The 19585-nt window shown below is 69.7% G+C and carries 23 protein-coding genes; 13 read left to right on the forward strand and 10 right to left on the reverse strand.

Translation table 11 applies throughout. The features are described 5' to 3' along the window. Positions 1-10 precede the first annotated feature (10 nt). The 5 genes from ACWGE0_RS05075 to ACWGE0_RS05095 all read right to left on the reverse strand — a co-directional run bounded on the left by ACWGE0_RS05075 (position 11) and on the right by ACWGE0_RS05095 (position 4441). A complete protein-coding gene (locus ACWGE0_RS05075) occupies positions 11-1015 on the reverse strand; it encodes a hypothetical protein (RefSeq protein ID WP_452259614.1) in 1005 nt (334 codons plus the stop codon). Between the two features lie 214 nt (positions 1016-1229). Continuing rightward, positions 1230-1550, reverse strand: coding sequence for a hypothetical protein (locus ACWGE0_RS05080; protein ID WP_452259615.1), 321 nt, complete (start codon positions 1548-1550; stop codon positions 1230-1232). Between the two features lie 93 nt (positions 1551-1643). After that, positions 1644-2390 carry an SDR family oxidoreductase gene (locus tag ACWGE0_RS05085; RefSeq protein WP_452259616.1) on the reverse strand — a complete coding sequence of 249 codons (747 nt, stop codon included), beginning with the start codon at positions 2388-2390 and terminating at the stop codon, positions 1644-1646. Positions 2391-2469: 79 nt separating this feature from the next. Continuing rightward, positions 2470-3333 carry an RNA polymerase sigma-70 factor gene (locus ACWGE0_RS05090; protein ID WP_452259617.1) on the reverse strand — a complete coding sequence of 288 codons (864 nt, stop codon included), beginning with the start codon at positions 3331-3333 and terminating at the stop codon, positions 2470-2472. Between the two features lie 73 nt (positions 3334-3406). Further along, positions 3407-4441, reverse strand: a complete 1035-nt coding sequence (locus ACWGE0_RS05095; protein WP_452259618.1) for a hypothetical protein — start codon at positions 4439-4441, stop codon at positions 3407-3409. Positions 4442-4555: 114 nt separating this feature from the next. On the opposite strand from ACWGE0_RS05095, the gene ACWGE0_RS05100 reads away from it, so the two are divergent. Further along, complete coding sequence (locus ACWGE0_RS05100) at positions 4556-5062, forward strand: DinB family protein (RefSeq protein ID WP_319963938.1); 507 nt, start codon at positions 4556-4558, stop codon at positions 5060-5062. Here ACWGE0_RS05100 and ACWGE0_RS05105 read toward each other — a convergent pair. From ACWGE0_RS05105 to ACWGE0_RS05120, 4 genes are read right to left on the reverse strand one after another with little or no spacing between them, the layout of a single operon-like run. Beyond that, positions 5049-6182: an MAB_1171c family putative transporter gene (locus tag ACWGE0_RS05105; protein ID WP_452259619.1), complete on the reverse strand. Its 1134-nt coding sequence runs from the start codon at positions 6180-6182 to the stop codon at positions 5049-5051. The two genes, ACWGE0_RS05100 and ACWGE0_RS05105, sit on opposite strands and share 14 nt — an antisense overlap. A 38-nt stretch (positions 6183-6220) precedes the next feature. Further along, the gene (locus tag ACWGE0_RS05110; RefSeq protein ID WP_452259620.1) at positions 6221-6730 is read right to left on the reverse strand and encodes a hypothetical protein; all 510 of its coding nucleotides are present in this window, start codon (positions 6728-6730) and stop codon (positions 6221-6223) included. Next, a complete protein-coding gene (locus tag ACWGE0_RS05115; RefSeq protein WP_452259621.1) occupies positions 6727-7161 on the reverse strand; it encodes an XRE family transcriptional regulator in 435 nt (144 codons plus the stop codon). Before ACWGE0_RS05115 ends, ACWGE0_RS05110 begins: the two co-directional genes overlap by 4 nt. 24 nt (positions 7162-7185) lie before the next feature. Further along, positions 7186-8529 carry an NAD(P)/FAD-dependent oxidoreductase gene (locus ACWGE0_RS05120; RefSeq protein ID WP_452259622.1) on the reverse strand — a complete coding sequence of 448 codons (1344 nt, stop codon included), beginning with the start codon at positions 8527-8529 and terminating at the stop codon, positions 7186-7188. Between the two features lie 161 nt (positions 8530-8690). On the opposite strand from ACWGE0_RS05120, the gene ACWGE0_RS05125 reads away from it, so the two are divergent. From ACWGE0_RS05125 to ACWGE0_RS05135, 3 genes are read left to right on the forward strand one after another with little or no spacing between them, the layout of a single operon-like run. Beyond that, positions 8691-8978, forward strand: coding sequence for a muconolactone Delta-isomerase (locus tag ACWGE0_RS05125; protein WP_452259623.1), 288 nt, complete (start codon positions 8691-8693; stop codon positions 8976-8978). 46 nt (positions 8979-9024) lie between these two features. Continuing rightward, the gene (locus ACWGE0_RS05130) at positions 9025-9438 is read left to right on the forward strand and encodes a hypothetical protein (protein ID WP_452259624.1); all 414 of its coding nucleotides are present in this window, start codon (positions 9025-9027) and stop codon (positions 9436-9438) included. A gap of 16 nt (positions 9439-9454) precedes the next feature. Continuing rightward, positions 9455-10363, forward strand: a complete 909-nt coding sequence (locus tag ACWGE0_RS05135; RefSeq protein ID WP_452259625.1) for an LLM class flavin-dependent oxidoreductase — start codon at positions 9455-9457, stop codon at positions 10361-10363. On the opposite strand, the gene ACWGE0_RS05140 is transcribed toward ACWGE0_RS05135, so the two are convergent. Next, positions 10323-11207, reverse strand: coding sequence for a trypsin-like serine peptidase (locus tag ACWGE0_RS05140; RefSeq protein WP_452259626.1), 885 nt, complete (start codon positions 11205-11207; stop codon positions 10323-10325). The genes ACWGE0_RS05135 and ACWGE0_RS05140 overlap by 41 nt on opposite strands. Positions 11208-11303: 96 nt before the next feature. Between ACWGE0_RS05140 and ACWGE0_RS05145 the strand changes: the two genes are divergently transcribed. The 9 genes from ACWGE0_RS05145 to ACWGE0_RS05185 all read left to right on the forward strand — a co-directional run bounded on the left by ACWGE0_RS05145 (position 11304) and on the right by ACWGE0_RS05185 (position 19535). Further along, positions 11304-11987, forward strand: a complete 684-nt coding sequence (locus ACWGE0_RS05145; protein WP_452259856.1) for a response regulator transcription factor — start codon at positions 11304-11306, stop codon at positions 11985-11987. Further along, a complete protein-coding gene (locus ACWGE0_RS05150) occupies positions 11980-13656 on the forward strand; it encodes a sensor histidine kinase (protein WP_452259627.1) in 1677 nt (558 codons plus the stop codon). The genes ACWGE0_RS05145 and ACWGE0_RS05150 overlap by 8 nt, the downstream gene beginning before the upstream one ends. Before the next feature lie 40 nt (positions 13657-13696). Then, positions 13697-14221 (forward strand): hypothetical protein, encoded by a 525-nt coding sequence (locus ACWGE0_RS05155; RefSeq protein ID WP_452259628.1) that lies wholly within the window; start codon positions 13697-13699, stop codon positions 14219-14221. Continuing rightward, complete coding sequence (locus ACWGE0_RS05160) at positions 14218-15243, forward strand: peptidoglycan-binding protein (RefSeq protein WP_452259629.1); 1026 nt, start codon at positions 14218-14220, stop codon at positions 15241-15243. The genes ACWGE0_RS05155 and ACWGE0_RS05160 overlap by 4 nt, the downstream gene beginning before the upstream one ends. After that, on the forward strand, positions 15240-15914 hold the full coding sequence (locus ACWGE0_RS05165) for an ABC transporter ATP-binding protein (RefSeq protein WP_452259630.1): 675 nt from the start codon (positions 15240-15242) through the stop codon (positions 15912-15914). Before ACWGE0_RS05160 ends, ACWGE0_RS05165 begins: the two co-directional genes overlap by 4 nt. Further along, on the forward strand, positions 15911-17107 hold the full coding sequence (locus tag ACWGE0_RS05170) for an ABC transporter permease (RefSeq protein ID WP_452259631.1): 1197 nt from the start codon (positions 15911-15913) through the stop codon (positions 17105-17107). The genes ACWGE0_RS05165 and ACWGE0_RS05170 overlap by 4 nt, the downstream gene beginning before the upstream one ends. 72 nt (positions 17108-17179) lie before the next feature. Next, positions 17180-17551 carry a YciI family protein gene (locus ACWGE0_RS05175; RefSeq protein WP_452259632.1) on the forward strand — a complete coding sequence of 124 codons (372 nt, stop codon included), beginning with the start codon at positions 17180-17182 and terminating at the stop codon, positions 17549-17551. After that, entirely contained in the window at positions 17548-18744 is a 1197-nt protein-coding gene (locus tag ACWGE0_RS05180; RefSeq protein WP_452259633.1) for an RNA polymerase sigma factor, read from the forward strand. The genes ACWGE0_RS05175 and ACWGE0_RS05180 overlap by 4 nt, the downstream gene beginning before the upstream one ends. Then, on the forward strand, positions 18744-19535 hold the full coding sequence (locus ACWGE0_RS05185; RefSeq protein WP_452259634.1) for a hypothetical protein: 792 nt from the start codon (positions 18744-18746) through the stop codon (positions 19533-19535). Before ACWGE0_RS05180 ends, ACWGE0_RS05185 begins: the two co-directional genes overlap by 1 nt. Positions 19536-19585 lie beyond the last annotated feature (50 nt).

Here is a 19585-nt window from a genome sequence, read left to right on the forward strand (position 1 = left end):
ACGCCTCAGGTCAGCTGACGACCCACTTGAAGGCCTGCTTGGGCCACTCCGGATCGTCGACACCCGTGAAGCCGACGACCACGCCGGCGTTGTTGATCCCGGTGAGTTGCCCGATGTACTTGCCCGCCGGCCAGCCGAGGTCACGCATCTCGTTGGTGGCGCTCCACAAAGTCGGCCGGTAGTCCACAGTGGCGATCACCGACCCGTTGTCGTTGATCGACACCAGGAGGCTCCTGTCGCCGAGCTGGGTCACCGATCCGTCCCGGTTCCACCTCACCGTGAACGTGGCCCTGTTGTGGTCCTGCGCGTAGCCGACCACGTCGCCGTGCCGGTTCACGCCACGGCCGCTGGCCGTACCGCCGCCGGGCAGCGCTGGCAGCAGGGTGAACGACCCGTCCGGGTTCCAGCGCACCGGCCGCGTCGGCTCGTTGGCCAGGTAGATCCAGCCGGTCGCGAAACCGTTCGGTGAGACCGCGTCGACCTGGCTCCCGGAGGCGCCTGCCGGTATCGGCAGCTCGGTCCGCACACCGTTCGCGTCCCACCGCCACGCACGCCACGAGTCGATGTTCGACGTGTCGAGGCTCCAGCCGTAGACCGTGCCGGAGTCGTCGATCCCGGTGACGCGCAACGTCCGGTGGCCGGGCGCCGCGTTCAGGACGGTGTGTGAACCGTCCACGTTGAACCGCAGCGGGACCGTGGCGGAACCCGGCGCCGACGTCTCCGCCGCGATGACACCCGTGCTGTTGATCGCTTTCGCTCTGACGAACCCGGCGTCGGCCGGACCGCCGAGGTCCGTCACGGTGCCGTCGGTGTCCCACCTGACCGCGCGGACCTTGCCGTCGACCGTCGCGGATCCCACGGTGACGCCCGCGTCGTTGATCGCTGCCGCTTCCTGGACGGTGGTGCCGGGAAGCGTGCCGAACTCGGTGACCGTTGTGGCCGCGTGCGCTGGTGTGGTGGCGAAAACCGTTGCCACCAATGCCGCGGACAACACAAAACCAGTTGATCGACTCATCTCATCCCCCCAGATCTGTGAGTCACGCCGACGTTACAGCGCGATGATCACCGATGTAAGGGCCGATCAGCCGGTGCGACGAGATGTGACCGATCGCGCACCGAGCCGGAGCGTTGCCACCACGATCGCCAGGATCAGCGCGGTGGACACGATCAACGACGCCCAGCCCGCGAGCAGTAGCCGGGGTGCATGGCGTTCTGGTCCAGCGGGTGCTTTAGCCAGTGCGCAACAACGCGGCGGCGTTCAGCGCGAGACCGGCGACGGCGAGCCAGATCAGCCACGGGGCCGAAGCGCCCAAAACCTTGGCGTAGTGGGCGATCAGCAGGATCGCGATCACCGGGAGGTACGCGGTGAGCGGACCGAGCAACGGATTTCGCAAGTCGACGTGGAAGCCACCGTTGCGTGGTCTGAACGTCCGGGCCAGGTACGACAGCGTGAACGCCGCGAAGATCAGAACAGGCTGATCGGCAGTGCCCAGCTCGGAGCCTTCACCGGGGTGAGAGTCGTGGTCATGGCACCACGATCGGTCAGGCAACCCCCTGCTCGCGCCAGGGGAACACACTGGTCGACACTCGACGTTCACGGGCAGGAGTGCGGCAGCTCCACCGGCCGCACTCCTGTTCACCGCTCAGTTGCCCGCGTCCAGCCAGTCCTTCAGGCTGGTCGGCTGCAGCTGCGCGCCCGAGTTCGGCACGAGCTGCTTACCGGTCAGGAACGTGCCGAAGTACTTGGCCTGCGGGTCGCCGACGACCTCGCGCTCGTCGTTGCGGTGGGTGAGAACGGTGCGGATCCACCCGTCCATGGTGAGCTCCTCCGGCCCACCGATCTCCAGCACTCCGTTGACCGGCTCGGTCGCCGCCGTCCTGCCGACCACCGCGGCGACGTCCGACGCCGCGATCGGCTGCACACCACCGTGCGGGAGGTGCACGGCGCCGTCGACCTCGGCCGAGTTCGCGATGGCACCCGCGAACTCGAAGAACTGGGTGGCGCGGATGATCGAGTACGTCAGGCCGGACTCGACGATGAGCTTCTCCTGCGCCACCTTCGCGCGCAGGTAGCCGGACTCGGGCAGTTCGTCCGTGCCGACGATCGACAGCGCGACGTAGTGGCCGACACCGGCGTCCTTGGCGGCCTGGGTCAGGTTGGTCGTGGCGGTGGTGAAGAAGTCCATGACGTCGGCGTCGGCGAACGACGGCGAGTTCGACACGTCGACGAGCACGTCGGCGCCTTCCAGAACCTCTTTGACACCCTCACCGGTCACGGTGTTGACGCCGCTGTTCGGGGACGCGGGCACGGCGTCGTGGCCGTGTTCGCCGAGCCGCTTCACGACCTGGCTGCCGATCAACCCGGTGCCGCCGATGACAACGATCCTCATGGGTCCGTCCCTCTCGTGAACCCGCCCCGTGCGGGTGTTCACGAGCTAAGACCGGACAGCTCCCGAAGTTGTGACAGGCCTACTCGAACGCACCCAGCTTCTCGGGGTTGACCAGCCACAACAGCTGGTCGATGCCTTCCTCGGAGGCGGTCACGGTGATCACCGCGTAGGTGCTGCCGTCCTTGCGCAACCGGAGTGCGGTGAACCCGTTCGCCTCGACGAACGACGCCTCCGCCCCGGCCCAGAACGACGGTGCCCAGCCGGAGATGATCTTCGCCAGGGAGGCGGCGCCGAACAGCGGACGACCGGCGGCCCGGATCGCGCCGTTGCTGTCGGAGTAGCTCACGACGTCCTGCGCGAACAGCTTCTCGAGCGCCGCCAGGTCGCCGGCCTGCGCGGCCGCGACGAACGCCTCCAGCAGTTTGCGCTGGTCAGCACGATCGACGGGCGCCCGCCGCTCGTCCGCGAGGTGCTTGCGCGCCCGGCTGACCAGCTGCCGCGTCGCCACCTCGCTGGTCTGCACGATCTCGGCGATCTCCCGGTACGGGTAGTCGAACGCCTCGCGCAGCACGTACGCGGCGCGTTCGGTCGGAGTCAGCTTCTCCAGCAGCATCAGCACCGCGAGCTCCAGCACCGCGCCCTGCTCGGCCCCCACCTGCGGGTCCGCGGACGTGTCCACCGGCTCGGGCAGCCACGGTCCGACGTAGGTCTCGCGGCGGGCCCGCGCGGTCTGCGACTCGTTGATCGCGAGCCGGGTGATGGCCGTCGCCAGGTAGGCCTCGGGGTTGAGCACGGCCTCGCGGTCCGCGAGCTGCCAGCGCAGCCAGACCTCCTGCACCAGGTCCTCGGCGTCCGCCACGCTGCCGGTCATGCGGTACGCGATGCCGAACAGCCTCGGCCGGGCCGCCGCGAACGCCGACTCGGCCTGCTCGAGCGTCGTCATCGAACCGCTCCCCTCTCCTCACCGGCAACGTTAGCGCCGATGAGGAGGGGGCGGCGGTGTGTCGCCCGGCACGTCAGCTCGGGTCGCCGACCTCCGGCCGGCAGTTCCAGCGCAGCGGGCCGTAGTTGCTCGCCTTGCTGTACAGGCTGTTGTCGTCGCCCGCGACGAACAGCTCGGAGACGAAGGTGACGCCGTCGGGCACCGGCAGTTCACCCAGGAAGGTGGTGTCCCGCCAGACCGACGCCTTGCCCGTCATCGTCGAACGTTCACCGGTGATCAGCCCGCCCGCGTTGATGGCGAACGCCGTGCCACCGTCCTCCACGTACCGGACGTTGCCGTCGGTGTCCCACAACAGCGACTGCGAGTCCGGCCACGGCGACTCGACCTGGTAGCCGACCACCTTGCCGTTGCGAATCGCCTCGACGAACAGCTGTTTGCTGGGATCCGCAGCGAGAGGAGTCACCTGACCGTTCCGCCACAGCGAGGCCGACCTGCTGTCACGACCGCTGAGCAGCACCGTGCCGTCGTCGTCCAGGTCCGTCGGCGCACCGAGTGAGGAGTCGATGACGATCGGGCCGGCCGCGAGCGTGGACCACAGCAGGGAAACCGCCTGTCCGTCCGAGATCCTCTCGCCGCGGCCCAACGCGTCCCCGCGTTCGTTGAGCGCCGTCACGCCGGAGACGCGGTAGCCGGCCGGCGGGACCAGTTCGGTGAACGAGCCCGCGCCCTGGTGCCCGCCGGAGTAGAGCATGGCCACCGTGCGTTGCTGCGCGGGCCAACCGGCGCTGAAGAGCACGGTGCCCGCCGAGTTCTCGTCGGCCATCTGCAGGTGCAGCAGGTGCTGCAGCCCGTCGACGACCCGTGGCTGCCCGTTGGTCCAGAGCACGAGGTCGAACGTGTTGGCGCCCGGCCGCAGCGAGGTGCCCGCGTAGTTGCCGTGGCTGTCGGTGCCCTGCACCTGCGTGAAGTCCGGGTTGTACCCGTCCGGTGTCAGCACCTTCGACACGACCCACGTGCACGGCGCCGGATCGACATCGGCCACTGCCGGTGCCGCGGCCAAAGTGGTGCACGCCAAACCCACTACCGCGATGAGCGCGAGACTGCGCATCTGGGATTCCCCCGAATCGCTAGACGACGGCACGGACACGCCCTCCCCTCGCGGCCGGTTGCCGTTGTGATCGATCACCACCCGAACGGTCTAAGCGAATGCGAGACTGGCCGCGTGACCATCGAACGCCCCGAGCCGCCGCTGCGGGGAGACGAGCGCGAGACCCTGCGCACGTTCCTCGACTTCCACCGCGCCACCCTCGCGATGAAGTGCGAAGGCCTGTCCGACGAGGACCTGCGCCGCCGCTCCATGCCACCGTCCACGCTGACGCTGCTCGGCCTGGTCCGGCACATGGCCGAGGTCGAGCGCACCTGGTTCCGCAAGGTCATCAACGGTGAGGACATTCCGTTGGTGTGGTCGGACGTCAACGATTACCAGGTGGCCTACGACGCCTCGGAATCGAGCCGCACCGAGGCGTTCGACGCGTGGCAGAACGAGGTCGAGCACGCCCGCAAGATCGAGCGCGAAGCGGAATCGCTGGACGTGACGGGGTATCAGCCGCGGTGGGCAGAACAGGTTTCCCTGCGGTTGGTCATGCACCACTTGTGCCACGAGTACGCGCGGCACAACGGCCACGCGGACTTCCTGCGCGAGGGCATCGACGGCGTCACAGGGGCGTGAGGCTCCGCTCGGCCGCCGCCACGACGGCCGGGTCGCGCAGCTCGCGGGCCAGTTCCAGCAACGCGGTCAGCTCGTCGTCCACAGTGGACGCGGCCGACCAGGCCGCGGTCTCGGACGGGTGCAACGCCTCCGGCGAGGCCAGGCCGATCCGCAGCACGCACGCGTCCAGCGCCAGCGGCTCGGTGATGCCGGCCTCCTCCAGGTTCATCGCGGCGAACGCCCGTGTGTCCGGCGAGACGCGGCCGGCCAGTTCCAGCTGGGCGTCGCGGATCTCGACGGTTCGCCGGTACAGCCGCAGTTCCAGCGAACCCGCGAACCACCGCGGCGGGTTCCCCAGCACCACCGCCGGCACGGCCGTGACGAGCTCCGTCCACAACGGACCGAGCCGCCGGTACCCGCGCAGCCGCCGCACCCACCGCGCCGCGTTCGTCCAGGCCTGGACGAGGCCGCCCAGCACCACCAGCAGCACGCCGAGCGCCGCCGCCAGCTCGGTGAACTGGCCGTAGGTCGCGTATCGGGTGCCGCGCGGGACGAACTCGAACCCGTACGCGATCACGTACCAGTACCGGCAGCCCGTGTACCCGATGAGCCACAGGAAACCCAGCCACAAAAGGAAGAGCGCCACGCGAAGCGAGCCGTGCGCCCGACGCCGCCACAACGGGTACAACACGACCACACCTGCCACCAGCGCCGCGGTCAGGCACGAGATGTTGACCAGGTGGAAGGTGATCGTCGCGGGGTGCGCAGGGTGCCAGTAGCCGAAGTCCGGCTCGTCCATCCTCCTCGGGACGATCACGAACATCGCGATCATCACCAGCACAGCGCCCGCCAGCACGACCCGTGCCACCCGCACGAACCGCACGTGCGTGCCTGCGACGAGCAACGCGAACTGCAGCACGAAAGCGATGCCCGCGAGCGTCATCACGCCCGCGACCAGGATCGTCAGGTCCGGCACGCCGGTGAGCTGGTCGAGCGCGTACCGCAGCTGGCGCACCACCAACGTTACCGAGGTGGCGATGCACAGCACCGCGAGTGCCGCGACCCTGCCCTGCGGGGAGCGGTTGATCAACCGCATGCGGAACAGCACGAATCCCCACGCGACGACGAGCACGGCGAACATCGCGAACGGGACTTCGAGCCCCGGAAACCGGGATATCACTATCTGTCTCCGGCAGGTCCGAACACGTCGTCGAGCACGCCGAGCGCACCGTCCGGGCGTGCCGTCCTGGCGTCCCAGCCCGCCTGCTCGCGGATGAGCGCGGCGACCATCTCCGCTTCCTGCTCCTCCGGCGTCGAATAGCGGGTGCGCATGAGCACGCGCCGCACCATCGCCGGGTCGAGGTCGCCGAGCAACGCGGTCAGGCCGTTGTCATCGTTCGCGAGCGTGTGGTCGCACAGCATGTGGCCTATCTCGTGCAGGATGATGTTCTGCTGGTGCAACGCACTCGCGCCACGCGCGTGAAAGATGTGGTCGGCCTTGGCTGTGGAGACCCACATTCCGCACGGCAGGTCCGCTGCCCCGGTGTGCGCCAGCGGGTGCAGGTGGAGATCACGCCCGCGGCTGGCCGAGACCTGCGTGCAGAGCGCCTCGATCGAGAACGGCTTCGGCACCTCGAAGCCGGCGAGCCGGTCCCGCGACCGTCTGCGCAGCGACCGCCACGAAGTCACGGCTCGTCCTGGTCGGGGGCGGGCGGCAGGCCCTCGATCGACCTGGCGTGCTGGACCATCCCGAGAACGGCCTTGATGCTCGCCGGGGACAGGCCGGACGCACGCAACGCGAGGGAGCGGACGTCGCTGTCGCGCAACGCGACCAGCAACTCCAGCTGATCTTCGATGCCGCTGGTGTCGTCGTTGAGGAAGTAGGACGCCGGCACGCCGAAGAAGTGCGCGAGGCCTTCCAGATGACGTTTCGTGGGGTTGTCCCGCAGTCCTTTGCGCAGCTGCCAGACGTAGGTGTGCGAGATCGAGACGCCGTCCTCGCGGATCGCGGAGGCCACCTCTTCGTAGGTGTACTCGCGCTGGCCCGCCGGGCGCACCGTCTTGAAAAGCCGATCCAGCCTGTCGGCCAGCGAGGCCGGCTGCTCCCCCTGGGCTACCACGCCGTCGATGCTAGTTGACGGCGATCACACAGGATCGGCTTGACCACCGTTTCGCGTGTCTGTGCCGTGACCTGCCGCGTTCGGCGGCAGGTCGGCCCTGGCCAGGCTGATGCCCATGTCCGGAACGACGCCGAAATGCGTGATCTGCCGCCCGGCGCCCAGTTCGGTGATCCAGTTCGCCGCCGTCCGGAACCGCCCGTACGGCAGATCCATCAGGTGGTAGCCCCGCGTCACGGCCTTGGCCGGCAGGCTCGTCAGCGGCACGCCCAGCGGGTTCGCGACCGCCTGCCACCCGCCCAGGTCGACCACGAACCCCAGGTCCTTGTGCTTGTACTCGCGCGCGGTGCCGTGGCCGAGCGACGCCGCGATGTTGATCGCCGCGACCCGCCCCTGCCGTTCGGCGTGCTGTGCGGTCATCGCGGTGATCTCACCGGGCCGCACCAGGTCCGGCACGGCCGCCGCGTCACCGGCCGCCCACACGTTCTCGCACACCTTCAAGTGCGTGTCGGTGTCGATACGGCCGTTCGTCGCGGACATGTTCAACGTGCTGACCAGCGGATCCGGCCGCACGCCCACACACCACACGACGGTTCGGGTCTGGATCTCCGTGCCGTCGGAGAGCCGCGCGCACGTGGCGGTCATTTCCTTGAGGCTGGTCTCGAGCTTGACCTCGGCACCGCGCCGCAGCAGCACCTTGTGGGTGGGGCCGGACAGCCGTGGGTCCAGGCCCGGCAGCACGCGCGGTGCGATGTCGACGAGGATCCACCGCGGCGGCACGTCTTTCAGGCCGGGCAGGTGCCGCCACGCGTCCTGGGTCAGCAGCTGGGTCTGCGCGAGCACCTCGGTGCCCGTGTAGCCGGCACCCACCACCACGAACGTGCACCGCGCGCGGCGTTCCTCAGGGTCGTCGGACTGGTCGGCCAGTTCCAGCTGCCGCAACACGTGGTCGCGCAGGTGGATCGCCTCGGCGACGGTCCGGAACCCCTTCGCGTGCTCGGCGACACCGGGGATCGACAGCAGCCGGGTCACGCTGCCGGACGCGATCAGCAACCGGTCGTAGGAGAGAGAACTGGCGCGGCCCTCGACGTCCGTCACGTGCACGCATTTCTGGTCCAGCGAGATCCCGGTCGCCGCGCCCAGCACCACCTTGGTGCGCTTCAGGGTGTTGCGCAACGGCACCGCGACCCGGCGCGGGTCGAGCACGCCGCCGGACACCTCCGGCAGCAGCGGGATGTAGAGCATGTAGTCGGCGGGGTTGATCGCGACCAGCTCGGCCGCGTCCTCCGGCAGCTTGCGTTCCAGCTTGCGCAGACAGTGGAATCCGGCGAACCCGGTGCCGATCACCAGAACCCGCGGCCGAGCGGACATCGGTCCTCCCTGAACGAACCTCAGCAAGCGCATCGCGTCACCAGATGATCGCCCCAGGGAGGTGCACAGCGCGAGCGCCGGCAGGGCTTCGATCGCCGCGGCGGCGGGTATTCCCTGCCACGACGACCGCGATCTGGCCCCTTTCACCCAGGAGGTGACCCGTGCTCTTCCACGTGCGGATGGACGTTTCCCTGCCCCACGATCTCGATCCGAACCGCCGCGCCGAACTCGTGGCAGCGGAGCAGGATCGGATGCTGGAACTGCAGAAACTCGGCGTGTGGCCACACCTGTGGCGGGTCGTCGGGCAGTCCAGCAACATCAGCGTCTTCGACGTGCCGTCCAACGACGAGTTACACGCGTTCCTCTCGTCGTTGCCGCTGTGGGAGTTCATGAGGGTCGAGGTGACACCGCTGGCGCAACACCCCTCTGATCTGGCAGCTCAGCCGTGACCGGCCGGATTTACCGCTGACCAACCGCCCCGCGCCACCGTGGGGCATGCGCAAAATCATGTTGATCCTGCCCGCCGTGGCGCTGTCCGCACTGGCCGCGGTCGGCACCGCCCAGGCCGAGTCGGCGCCGGGCTGTGCGGGCACCGTGCAGATCGGCTCCACCGGGTACGTGAAGAAGGGCAGCACGATCCTCGCCTCGGTGAAGCAGTTCAAGGGCTGCGGCAAGAACTGGGCCTACACCTACGTGTGGGACTCGCACGCTTCCCAGCCGGGCAGCTTCTTCTCCAGCGCCGCCATGGTCGTCAACGGCGACCGCGACTTCGGCAGCAACGTCAACGGCACCAACAAGCAGGACGTCTGGTCCAAGGGCACGAACACGCTCACCAAGTGCACCAGGGCTTACGGCGAGGTGTGGGGCGACGGCAACGTCTACTGGGGACAGACCGACGAACGCTGCTAGCTCTACGCTGGCAGACATGGGGATTCGCTTGTCGGTGCTGGACACGTCTCCGATCGTCCAGGGCTCGACACCGCGGCAGGCGCTGCTCAACACGGCCGACCTCGCGGAGCTGGCGGAGGAGCTGGGGTTTCACCGGTACTGGGTGCCGGAACACCACGGCATGCGCGGCGTCGCCAGCTCCTCCCCTGCCGTGCTCGTCGGACACCTGGCGACGCGCACCGAACGCCTGCGCATCGGGTCCGGCGGTGTACTGCTGCCGAACCATCCGCCGCTCGTGGTGGCCGAGCAGTTCGGCACGCTCGCGGCGCTGCACCCCGGCCGCATCGACCTCGGCATCGGCCGGGCGCCGGGTGGGGCGCCGCACGTGGTGTCCGCGTTGCGCCGCAGTTCCGCGCCCTACCGCGAGCAGCTGGAAGAGCTGCTCGCATTGCTCGACCCCGCGGACACCGTCGCGGTGCCGGTGAAGGGCGGGAACGTGCCACAGCCGTGGCTGCTCGGTTCGTCGCCCGGCACGGCTGAGCTGGCCAGAGAGCTGGGCGTGCCGTTCGCGTTCGCCCGGCACCTCAGTCCCGATCAGACGTGCAACGCGGACCTGGTCAGCGTGTCGGTGATCTGCGCGGAGGACGACGAACGGGCCGAGTGGCTGGCCGGGCCGATCCGGGCCAAGGTGCGCAGCCGCCGGGAAGGCAACCGGATCCTGTTGCCCAGCCCTGAGGACACACCCGCGCAGCCCGACGACGGCCGCGTGCTGGCCGGCGGGCCCGAGGCGATCACGCGCAAGCTCCAGGCGGTGCTCGACGAGACCGGCACCGAGGAGTTGATGATCACCACGCCCGTCTTCCACCACGGGGACCGCCGTCGCAGCTACGAGCTGATCGCGTCGATCAGTGGCTCGCTGACGCCCGTTGGTAGAGCGGTGCCGTGATCTTCCAGGAGAACTGCGGCCCGCCCAGGTGGCGGACGTCGCCGATCCGGAAGCTCTGGGTGTTCACGCCGACCGCCGCGCCACCGCTGATCCTGGGGCCGCCGCTGGAACCGCCGCCCATGTCGCACGGCACGCCCCACTGGTTCTCGTCCTGCGGCAGTTCGGGGTGTCCCGGGTTGCGCGCAGGCGTCCCCCAGCACTGCGCGAGCCGCTGACCGGTGAACTCCGGCCTGCCCTGATGGCCGGGCTGACCCGCCGCGCGCGGATAGCCGTACTCGTGCGCCGGCCGATCGCCCGGCCGGCCGAACGCGATGTTCTCGCTCACGGGGGACGGCTTGTCCAGCACCAGGAACGCCTGGTCGTACTCGGACTGCTGGTCGTCGGTGATCCAGGTCTGGTTCACCAACGCCCTGCGCACCACGAACTGCCCGAACGGCCTTGCGCCGTCCCGGAATCCCGGCACGAACAGCAGTTTGGAGTGCCACTTCGGGTCCTGGCCGATGAGGTTCGCCGTGTGCACGCAGTGCCCGCCGGTGACGGCCGTGCGCCTGTTAGCGCTCACCACGAGAGTCGCCGTGCAGCTCGAGTCCTCGCCGTCGCGGTCGACGAAGAACAACCGGCCGATCGTCCGGCTGAGCGGCCCCGGCGCGCCGTCCGGGCCGTCGACAGGCGGGGTGCCAGGCGGTGCGGACGGACCGGTCGGCATCGCCGCGATCCGTTCGGGCGTCCAGTAGGCCGCCACGCCGCCGGTGTCGAGATCATGCACAACCACATCCGAAGAAGAAGCCGCTGCCACTCCAGGCACGCCGAGGAGCAGCAACACGACCACGCTGAGCATTCGCATGCCGCGACCGTGGCAGTCAGTTGTGAGGATCTTGTGCGGGAGGCGTCCTCATCCCGTGCGGCGGCCACGCGAATGACTATCTTGCGACGCATGGGCATGTGCGTGCTGGTGGCCGAGGACAACGTGATGCAGGCCGACATGCTCGGGAGATACCTGCGGCAGGAGGGCTACCGGGTGCGGATCGTCCACGACGGATCGGCCGCGCTCGACGAGATCCGCCGCGACCCGCCGGACCTGCTCATCCTCGACGTGATGATGCCCGGAGTGGACGGTCTGAACGTGGTTCGGGTGCTGCGCAACGAATCGGACCTCCCGGTGCTCATGCTCACCGCGAAGTCCACAGAGGACGATCTGCTGCACGGCCTCGATCTCGGGGCCGACGACTACGTCACCAAGCCCTACAGCCCGCGCGAGCTGATGGCGCGGGTGCGCACGCTGCTCAGGCGGGTCCAGCGTCCGTCCGGCACTCCCGGCATCACGCTCGGTGAGCTCAGGATCGACCCCGACCGGCACGAGGTGGACGTGCGGGGCACCCCGGTCGAGTGCACCGCGTCGGAGTTCCGCATCCTGCACACGATGGCCGCGAGCCCTGGCCGGGTGTTCAGCCGCGCGCAGCTGCTCAGCGCCGTGCACGGGCTGGACGGGTACATCACCGCACGCACGATCGACGCGCACGTCATGAACCTGCGCAAGAAGATCGAGGTCCAGCCGCGCACACCCGTGTACCTGCTGACCGTGCACGGCGTCGGCTACAAGCTGGTGGACGGCTCCGGTGCATAGCGTCCTGGCACGGCTGCTGGCGGCGTCCGTGCTCGTCGCGCTCTGCTCGATCACCGCGACCGCGTGGCTCGCCGCCCAGAGCACGTCCACGTCGATCAGGCAGGAACTGGGCGCCGGCCTGGCCGCGGACGCCGCCACCTACCGGTCGCTGATCACGTTCGCCGTCGAGCACCGCGACTGGAACGGCGTCACCCTGCCGCCCGGCAACCGCCGGTTGATCCTCACCACCGCCGACCGCGAGGTCATCGCGGACACCGGCACGAACCTGGACCTCAGCCAGCTGCCCGCCACACCGTCGTCGGTGATCAACCCGCTGGAACTCGACCTGCTCCAGGCCCAGGACGCTCCCGCCGACCGGATCGACGCCCGCGTCACCGGCCCGTTCCAGCTCACCGCCCGCGAGAAGGGCAGCCTGCAGCAGGACGCCGAGCTCTACACGGCCCGGTGCCAGGGCTCGGCCGAGGCCGCCCAGCTGCAGACGACCGCCTGGGGCCGCCCGATTGTGAACGTGGACAGGACGGGGCCCGCGCCGACCGGACCCGCCTGCATCGAGGCGCAGGAGCGCCTGAGCACGCTCACACTGGGCGAGTCAGCGGCGTTCAACGAGCTCGGCCTCCTCGTCAACGACTGCCTGCGCCAGCGCGGCCTGCCCGCCGAGCAGATCAAGATGAACGCGCTCTGGCAGCCCACCGCGACCAACGCCGACTGCCTGGCCGGCGCTCGGCGGACCCAGCTGCGGCCTTACGTGGCACCGCCCGCGCTGCTGTTCGTCACCGACGCCGCCGGCAGGACCACGCAGGCGACCGTCGTGCGGTTCGACGTGGGCCGGATCGTGCTGGTGGCCGCGATCGTGCTGATCCTGACCGTGGGCGTGAGCGTGGTGGTCGCGCTGCGGATGACCAGGCCGTTGCGCACGCTCACGGCCGCCGCCGAACGCATGCAGCACGGCGCGGACGCCCAGGTCGACATCAGGTCGCGCAGCGAGATCGGCCAGCTCGCGCGGGCGTTCAACGACATGGCCGCGCACCGAGCCCGCACCGACGCCCAGCGCAAGGCCATGACCAGCGACATCTCGCACGAGCTGCGCAACCCGCTCGGCACGATCCGCAGCTGGCTGGAGGGTGCGCGGGACGGTGTGGTCGAACTGGACCGCACCACGGTGACCGCGCTGCTGGACGAGGCACTGGTGTTGCAACACCTCATCGACGACCTCCAGGACCTCGCGCTGGCCGACGCCGGCGAACTGCGCCTGCATCCCGAGCCCGTCGACCTGCGGGAGCTGTTCGACCAGCTGGTCGCCGCGCATCCCGGCCTGATCGCCGAGGGCGGCGGTGTCGTGCACGCGGATCCGGTGCGGCTGCGGCAGATCCTGACCAACCTCGTCACCAACGCCTTCCGCTACACGCCTTCTGACGGCACCGTGCGGCTTTCCGCTCAGGACGGCCGGATCACGGTGAGCGACACGGGTTCCGGCATCTCCGCCGAGGATCTCCCGCACGTGTTCGACCGGTTCTGGCGCGCGGACCGGTCCCGCACCCGTGACACCGGCGGCAGCGGTCTCGGTCTCGCGATCGTGCACGCCCTGGTGAGCGCTCACAACGGCACGATCACCGTGGCGAGCACCGCCGGGCGCGGGACGACGTTCACGATCACGCTGGCGGCACGATGAGCGCACATTTTCCTCACAACCGCCCGGCAGCATCGCCGCCATGAATCCCAGGGTGTTGATCGGCGCCGCCGTGCTGCTGCTGTCCGCGTGCGGCCAGGCCGCACCGCCGTCCTCCAACGTCGCCTCGCTCCAGTCGTCCGAGGTGGTCACGCCGTCCTCCGCCGCTGTCCCGAAGGACACCGAACAGCCCCGGCTGCGCATGGACATGACCGAGGAGGAGAAGCAACGGCTGTACGACGCTCACACCGCCTGCCTGGCCGAGAAGGACCCGAACGCCACGGGCACCGGCGCCGGTCCCGCCGGTCGCAGGCAGTACAGCGACGAGGCGTGGAAGGCGTGCGCGAAGACGTGGCCGCTGCCGCCGTGGGAGATGGACTCCAGCAACCCGACGTTCGCGGACAACTGGCACAAGAACGTCCAGTGCCTCAACAGCCGTGGCGTGAAGGTCATCGAGACCGAGCCCGGCAGCTGGACCTACGACGGCGAGCAGACCCTGCCGGAGGACCAGCGCCGCAAGATCGAGAAGGACTGCGAGCAGGAAGTCTTCGGCGGAGGACGTAAGTGAAGCGGTGGATCATCGCCGTCGTCGTGGCTGTGGTCGTGGCCGGTGGCGTGTTGGCGCTCACGTGGACGCGCCGAGCCCCCGCCCAGCCCACGCCGCCCTCCGCGCCTCAGACGGTCGCGGTCGTGAAGACCGACCTGACCGACGTGCGGGAGTTCAAGGCCACCTTGGGTTTCGGCGCCGCCCAGCAGGTGACCGGCCGTCGCGCCGGAACCCTGACCTGGCTGCCCGCACCCGGTACCGCCGTCGATCGCGGCGGCGCTGTGTACAAAGTGGACAATCGGCCGATGTGGCTGTTCTTCGGCGACACCCCGTTGTGGCGCAAGCTGGACACGCCCGGCTTGAAGGGTCCGGACGTGAAGATCGTGAAGGACAACCTCTCGGCTTTGGGCTACAAACTCGGTGGCGCGGCCGACGAACTCACGCCCGCGACCGTCGACGCGGTCAAACGGTGGCAGAAGGCCGAGAAGGTGGACCAGAGCGGCGTGATCGAACCCGGTGACGTCGTGGTGTTGTCCGGGAAGGTGCGGGTGGAGTCGGTCACGGCGAAGCTGTCGGCCTCCGGCGAGGGCCCGCTGATGACCGTGACCGCAACGGGCAAGGCGGTCGCCGCGTCCGTTGACGCACGGCAGGCTGAAGTGTTCAAAAAGGACCTGAAGGTCACCGTGGTGCTGCCGAACGGTGTGGAGACCGCAGGAACCGTGCGTTCGGTCAGCACCGAGACCAAAGCGGAGAAGAACGGCAACGGCGAGGAAACCCCGGTGATCGCCGTCGACATCGGTCTGGACGCCGAGGTGGGCGAGTTCGACTCGGGCCCGGTGCGCGTGCGTTTGACGAGCACCGCACGACAGGGCGTGCTGGCCGTGCCGGTGACCGCTCTGCTGGCGTTGCGGGAGGGCGGCTACGCCGTGCAAACCGCATCGGGCCAGCTGGTCGCGGTCAAGACCGGGCTCTTCGCCGGCGGACTCGTGGAGATCAGTGGCGGCGGGCTCAGCGAGGGCATGCAGGTGGTGACGACCTCATGACACCGGTCCTGGAGATCACCGACGCCGTCAAGGAGTATGCGGGCGGTGTGCGCGCACTCGACGGCGTTTCCCTGACCCTGCAAGAGGGTGAGGCCGTCGCGATCGTCGGCCCGTCCGGCTCCGGCAAGTCGACGCTGCTCAACCTGCTCGGCACGCTGGACCGCCCGTCCAGCGGCACGGTCCGCCTGGACGGCCACGACATCACCGCGCTGTCCGACCGCCGGCTGTCGGCGTTGCGCGGACGACGGATCGGCTTCGTGTTCCAGCAGTTCCACCTGGCCGACGGCCTCACCGCCCTGGACAACGTCGCCACGGGCCTGCTGTACGCGGGCATCGCGCGCAAGTGGCGATCCGCGATGGCGACCGAGGCGTTGCAGCGCGTGGGATTGAGCCATCGGTTGAAGCACCGGCCGCACGAACTGTCCGGCGGCGAACGCCAACGCGTCGCGATCGCCCGCGCGGTGGTGAACCGGCCCGCGCTGGTGCTCGCCGACGAACCCACCGGCGCCCTGGACACAGCGACCGGGCGGGCGGTGCTGGACCTGTTGCTCGACCTGAACCGGGAGGGGACCACGCTCGCCGTGATCACGCACGACCGCGAGGTGGCGGCCCGGCTGCCGCGTCAGGTGGAGCTCCGGGACGGCCGCATCCGGGCGGAGGTGCCGGCGTGAGCGCCACCACCGACGTCAAACCCACCCGGCTCAGTCCCGCCGACCTGCTGCTCCTCGGCCTCTCCCCGCTCCGCACCCGCCCGCTCCGCGCCGTCCTGTCCGCGCTCGGCATCTCCATCGGCATCGCCACCCTCGTCGTGGTCACCGGCATCCCCGCCTCCAGCCGGGCCGCCCTGATGGAGGAGTTCGCCGCACTGGGCACCAACCTCCTCCGCGCCGAAGCCGCCTCCGGCACCAACAACGAGGCCGCGTCCCTCCCGCCGGAGTCCGTCACGATGGTCGAGCGCATCGGCCCGGCCGAGCAGGTCAGCGCGGTGGCCAACACCCACGCGGTGGTGCGCCGATCGGACCAGATCCCGGACTCCGAGACGTCCGGACTGACCGTGCTCGCGGCCAAGCTGAACCTCCTGGACACGATCAACGGCCGCGTCCGCACCGGCACGTTCCTGACCGAGGCCACCGAGAAGTTCCCGGCCGTCGTGCTCGGCGACATCGCCGCGACGCGCCTCGGCATCACCGCGCCGGACGCCCAGGTCCGGATCGACGACCGGTGGTTCACGGTGATCGGCGTCCTCGATCCCCTGCCGCTGGCCCCGGAGATCGAGCGGTCCGCGCTGATCGGGTGGGAGGCGGCCAAGGACCTGGGCTTCGACCAGCGGCCCACCGTGCTCTACCTCAGAGCGGACGAACCGGCGATCGACGACGTGCGGGCGGTGCTGCCGCCGACCGTCTACCCGCAGAACCCGTCGCAGGTGCGGGTCAGCCGGCCGTCCGACGCACTCACGGCCAAGCGGCTCACCGAGAACACGTTCTCCGCGCTGATGCTCGGGCTGGCGGGCGTGGCACTGCTGGTCGGCGGGATCGGGGTGGCGAACACGATGGTGATCTCCGTGCTCGAACGCAAGCGCGAGATCGGCCTCCGGAGGGCGCTGGGGGCGAACCGGGGTCAGGTGCGGTCGCAGTTCCTGACCGAGTCGGTCGTGCTGTGCGTGCTCGGCGGCGTGGCCGGGGTGCTGCTGGGGCTCGCGGGGACGGCCGGGTACGCGTTCGCGTACGGCTGGCCTGCGGTGATTCCGATCGAGATGGTCGGGGCCGGACTGGGTGCGGCGGTGCTGACCGGTGTGGTCGCGGGCGTGTATCCGGCGGTCCGGGCGTCGCGGCTGACCCCGACGGAGGCGCTCGCCGCGCCGTGAGAAACATTGCGTGCTCGAATGTCGAGATCCAGACACCTCGTTCGTCCTCGGAACGACGACTGGAGGGCACGCATGCACTACATGTTCCTGATCTACAACTGCGAGGACCGGCCGAAGCCCGGTGATCCGCGGTTCGACGACATCCTCACGCGGGTCAACGCGTTCGCCGACGAGTGCCGGCGCCGGGGTGTTTACGTGTCCGGTGATCCGCTCAAGCCGGCCAGCACCGCGACCACCGTGCGGGTGCAGGCGGGCAAGACGATGCTGACGGACGGTCCGTTCGCCGAGACCCACGAGCACCTCGGCGGGTACTACCTGCTCAACTGCCGCGACCTCGACGAGGCGCTGGAGCTCGCGGAGATGTGCCCGCAGGCGCAGTTCGGCAGCACGATCGAGGTGCGCCCGGTCGACCACATCCCCGGCCTCAACCACGGGGTGGCATGAGCGACCTCGCGTCGGCGGCGGTCGAACGGGTGTACCGCGAGCACCGGACCCGGATGCTCGCGGCGCTCGTGCGGGCGCTGGGCGACTTCGAGCTGGCCGAGGACGCGCTGCAGGAGGCGTGTTCGCAGGCGTTGCGGAAGTGGCCGCGCTCGCGGGTGCCGGACGACCCGTTCGCCTGGCTGCTCACCGTCGCCCGCAACCACGCGCTCGACCGGCTGCGACACGCTCGGATGGCGCGCACCAAGCTGCCGGAGCCGCCACCGGACGTGGTCACCGTGACCGAGAAGCAGCTCGTCGACCTCGGCGACGAACGGCTGAGCCTGATCTTCACCTGCTGCCACCCCGCGCTGGCCGAGGAGTCGCGGGTGGCGCTGACACTTCAGGCCGTCGCGGGGTTCACCGCGGCGCAGATCGCGCGGACGTTCCTGGTGGCCGAACCCGCGCTGGCCCAGCGGCTGGTCAGGGCCAAGCGCAAGATCCGCGACGCCGGCATCACCTTCGAGGTGCCCGCCGACCACCTGCTGCCCGAACGGCTGCAGGGCGTGCTCGCGGTGCTGTACCTGATCTTCACGCGGGGGTACACGACGTCGGACGGGGATCTGCGGACGGAGGCGCTGCGGCTCGGCAAGCTCGTCGCCGCGTTGATGCCCGACGAACCGGAGGCGCACGGGCTGGTCGCGTTGATGCTGCTGCACAACTCGCGCAGCGCGGCCCGGCTCTCGTCCGGCGGCGACGTCGTGCTGCTCGCGGACCAGGACCGGACGCTCTGGAACGTCGACGAGATCTCCGAGGGCATGGCGCTGCTCGACCGCGCGCTGCGGTTCGGCTCCCCAGGCCCGTACGTGCTGCACGCCGTGATCGCCGCGCTGCACGTGCAAGATCCGGTCGACTGGCCTCGCGTGGCCGCCCTCTACGCCGAACTTCTCGCTGTGGCACCGACTCCGGTCATCGAACTCAACCACGCGGTCGCCGTGGCGATGGCCGAGGAACCTCTCGCGGGTCTGAAGTTGATCGACGGCATCACCGGTCTCGACGAGTACCACCTGCTGCACTCCGCCCGCGCCGACCTGCTGCGCCGCCTCGACCGGCGCGACGAAGCCGTTGCCGCGTACCGGCTTGCCCACGACCTGGCGACCAGCCCCGCCGATCGGCGCTTCCTCGCCGGGCGCCTGCGTTCCCTGGAGGTCCCCTGATGCGACTCACCGTGCTCGACCGCGGCCACCACCTGCCCGCGCGGATGTTCTTCGGCCTCACCTCGCTGGTCTCGCGGGTGCCGATGTCCGACGTGCCGAAAACCCTGTTGTACCGCCCCGATTTCTTCGGCGCGGTGTTCCTGGACCTGAGTGCGAAGGCGATGCGCGGGCCGTCGTTTTGGACGGCGGGCGAACGCGAGTACATGGCCATGCGCACGGCAGAGCGGTTGCAGTGCCCGTACTGCGCGGTCACGCACACCGAACTGGTCAAGATCGCCGGTGATCCGTCGCCGTTGCGCCCGGAACTGGTTGCCGCGCTGGCGTTTCTCGACGATCTGTCGCCACCCTCGGGTCTGCCGCACGACGCCGCCGTGGACGCGCTGAACGTGAGCCTGATCTGGCAGGTGGTGAACCGGCTCGCCAACGCGTTCGGGTTCGAGCTGTTGCCCGGCCAGCTGGAGTCCGGAACCCGTTCGCTGCACCGGTTCGGCTACCGCTTCCCCGGTTTCCTGACAGGCAAGGGCGTCGGCACCCCCGACTCGCTGCGCCACGCCGTCCTGGAAGCTCCCGCGCACACTTCCGCCGAACTCCGGCAGGCCGCCGCGGCCGGTGACGCCTGGGGTTCTTACGCGGCAACGGTTCGCACGGCCTCCTACCGCATCACCTCCGACGACATCGCCCGGTTGAAGCAGGACCACACCGAGGACGAGATCTTCGAGGTGACCGTCGCCGCCGCCGTCGGCGCAGCTCTCGACCACTACGACGCCGGCCAGAAAATTCTCGGCGGCTGATGTCGAGTTCCGGCTCGCTCGCTCGTCCTTCGCTCAAAGCACGACAACCG

The sequence above is a fragment of the Lentzea sp. NPDC054927 genome, from assembly GCF_053610285.1.

Excerpts from the sequence above, each read along its gene's own strand:
- ACWGE0_RS05165 (WP_452259630.1), top strand. The coding sequence starts at position 15,240 with ATGACACCGGTCCTGGAGATCACCGACGCCGTCAAGGAGTATGCGGGC.
- ACWGE0_RS05135 (WP_452259625.1), top strand. The coding sequence starts at position 9,455 with ATGGGGATTCGCTTGTCGGTGCTGGACACGTCTCCGATCGTCCAGGGC.
- ACWGE0_RS05120 (WP_452259622.1), bottom strand. The coding sequence starts at position 8,529 with ATGTCCGCTCGGCCGCGGGTTCTGGTGATCGGCACCGGGTTCGCCGGA.
- ACWGE0_RS05155 (WP_452259628.1), top strand. The coding sequence starts at position 13,697 with ATGAATCCCAGGGTGTTGATCGGCGCCGCCGTGCTGCTGCTGTCCGCG.
- ACWGE0_RS05090 (WP_452259617.1), bottom strand. The coding sequence starts at position 3,333 with ATGACGACGCTCGAGCAGGCCGAGTCGGCGTTCGCGGCGGCCCGGCCG.
- ACWGE0_RS05175 (WP_452259632.1), top strand. The coding sequence starts at position 17,180 with ATGCACTACATGTTCCTGATCTACAACTGCGAGGACCGGCCGAAGCCC.
- ACWGE0_RS05185 (WP_452259634.1), top strand. The coding sequence starts at position 18,744 with ATGCGACTCACCGTGCTCGACCGCGGCCACCACCTGCCCGCGCGGATG.
- ACWGE0_RS05145 (WP_452259856.1), top strand. The coding sequence starts at position 11,304 with ATGTGCGTGCTGGTGGCCGAGGACAACGTGATGCAGGCCGACATGCTC.
- ACWGE0_RS05140 (WP_452259626.1), bottom strand. The coding sequence starts at position 11,207 with ATGCGAATGCTCAGCGTGGTCGTGTTGCTGCTCCTCGGCGTGCCTGGA.
- ACWGE0_RS05075 (WP_452259614.1), bottom strand. The coding sequence starts at position 1,015 with ATGAGTCGATCAACTGGTTTTGTGTTGTCCGCGGCATTGGTGGCAACG.
- ACWGE0_RS05085 (WP_452259616.1), bottom strand. The coding sequence starts at position 2,390 with ATGAGGATCGTTGTCATCGGCGGCACCGGGTTGATCGGCAGCCAGGTC.
- ACWGE0_RS05095 (WP_452259618.1), bottom strand. The coding sequence starts at position 4,441 with ATGCGCAGTCTCGCGCTCATCGCGGTAGTGGGTTTGGCGTGCACCACT.
- ACWGE0_RS05105 (WP_452259619.1), bottom strand. The coding sequence starts at position 6,182 with ATGTTCGCCGTGCTCGTCGTCGCGTGGGGATTCGTGCTGTTCCGCATG.
- ACWGE0_RS05180 (WP_452259633.1), top strand. The coding sequence starts at position 17,548 with ATGAGCGACCTCGCGTCGGCGGCGGTCGAACGGGTGTACCGCGAGCAC.
- ACWGE0_RS05130 (WP_452259624.1), top strand. The coding sequence starts at position 9,025 with ATGCGCAAAATCATGTTGATCCTGCCCGCCGTGGCGCTGTCCGCACTG.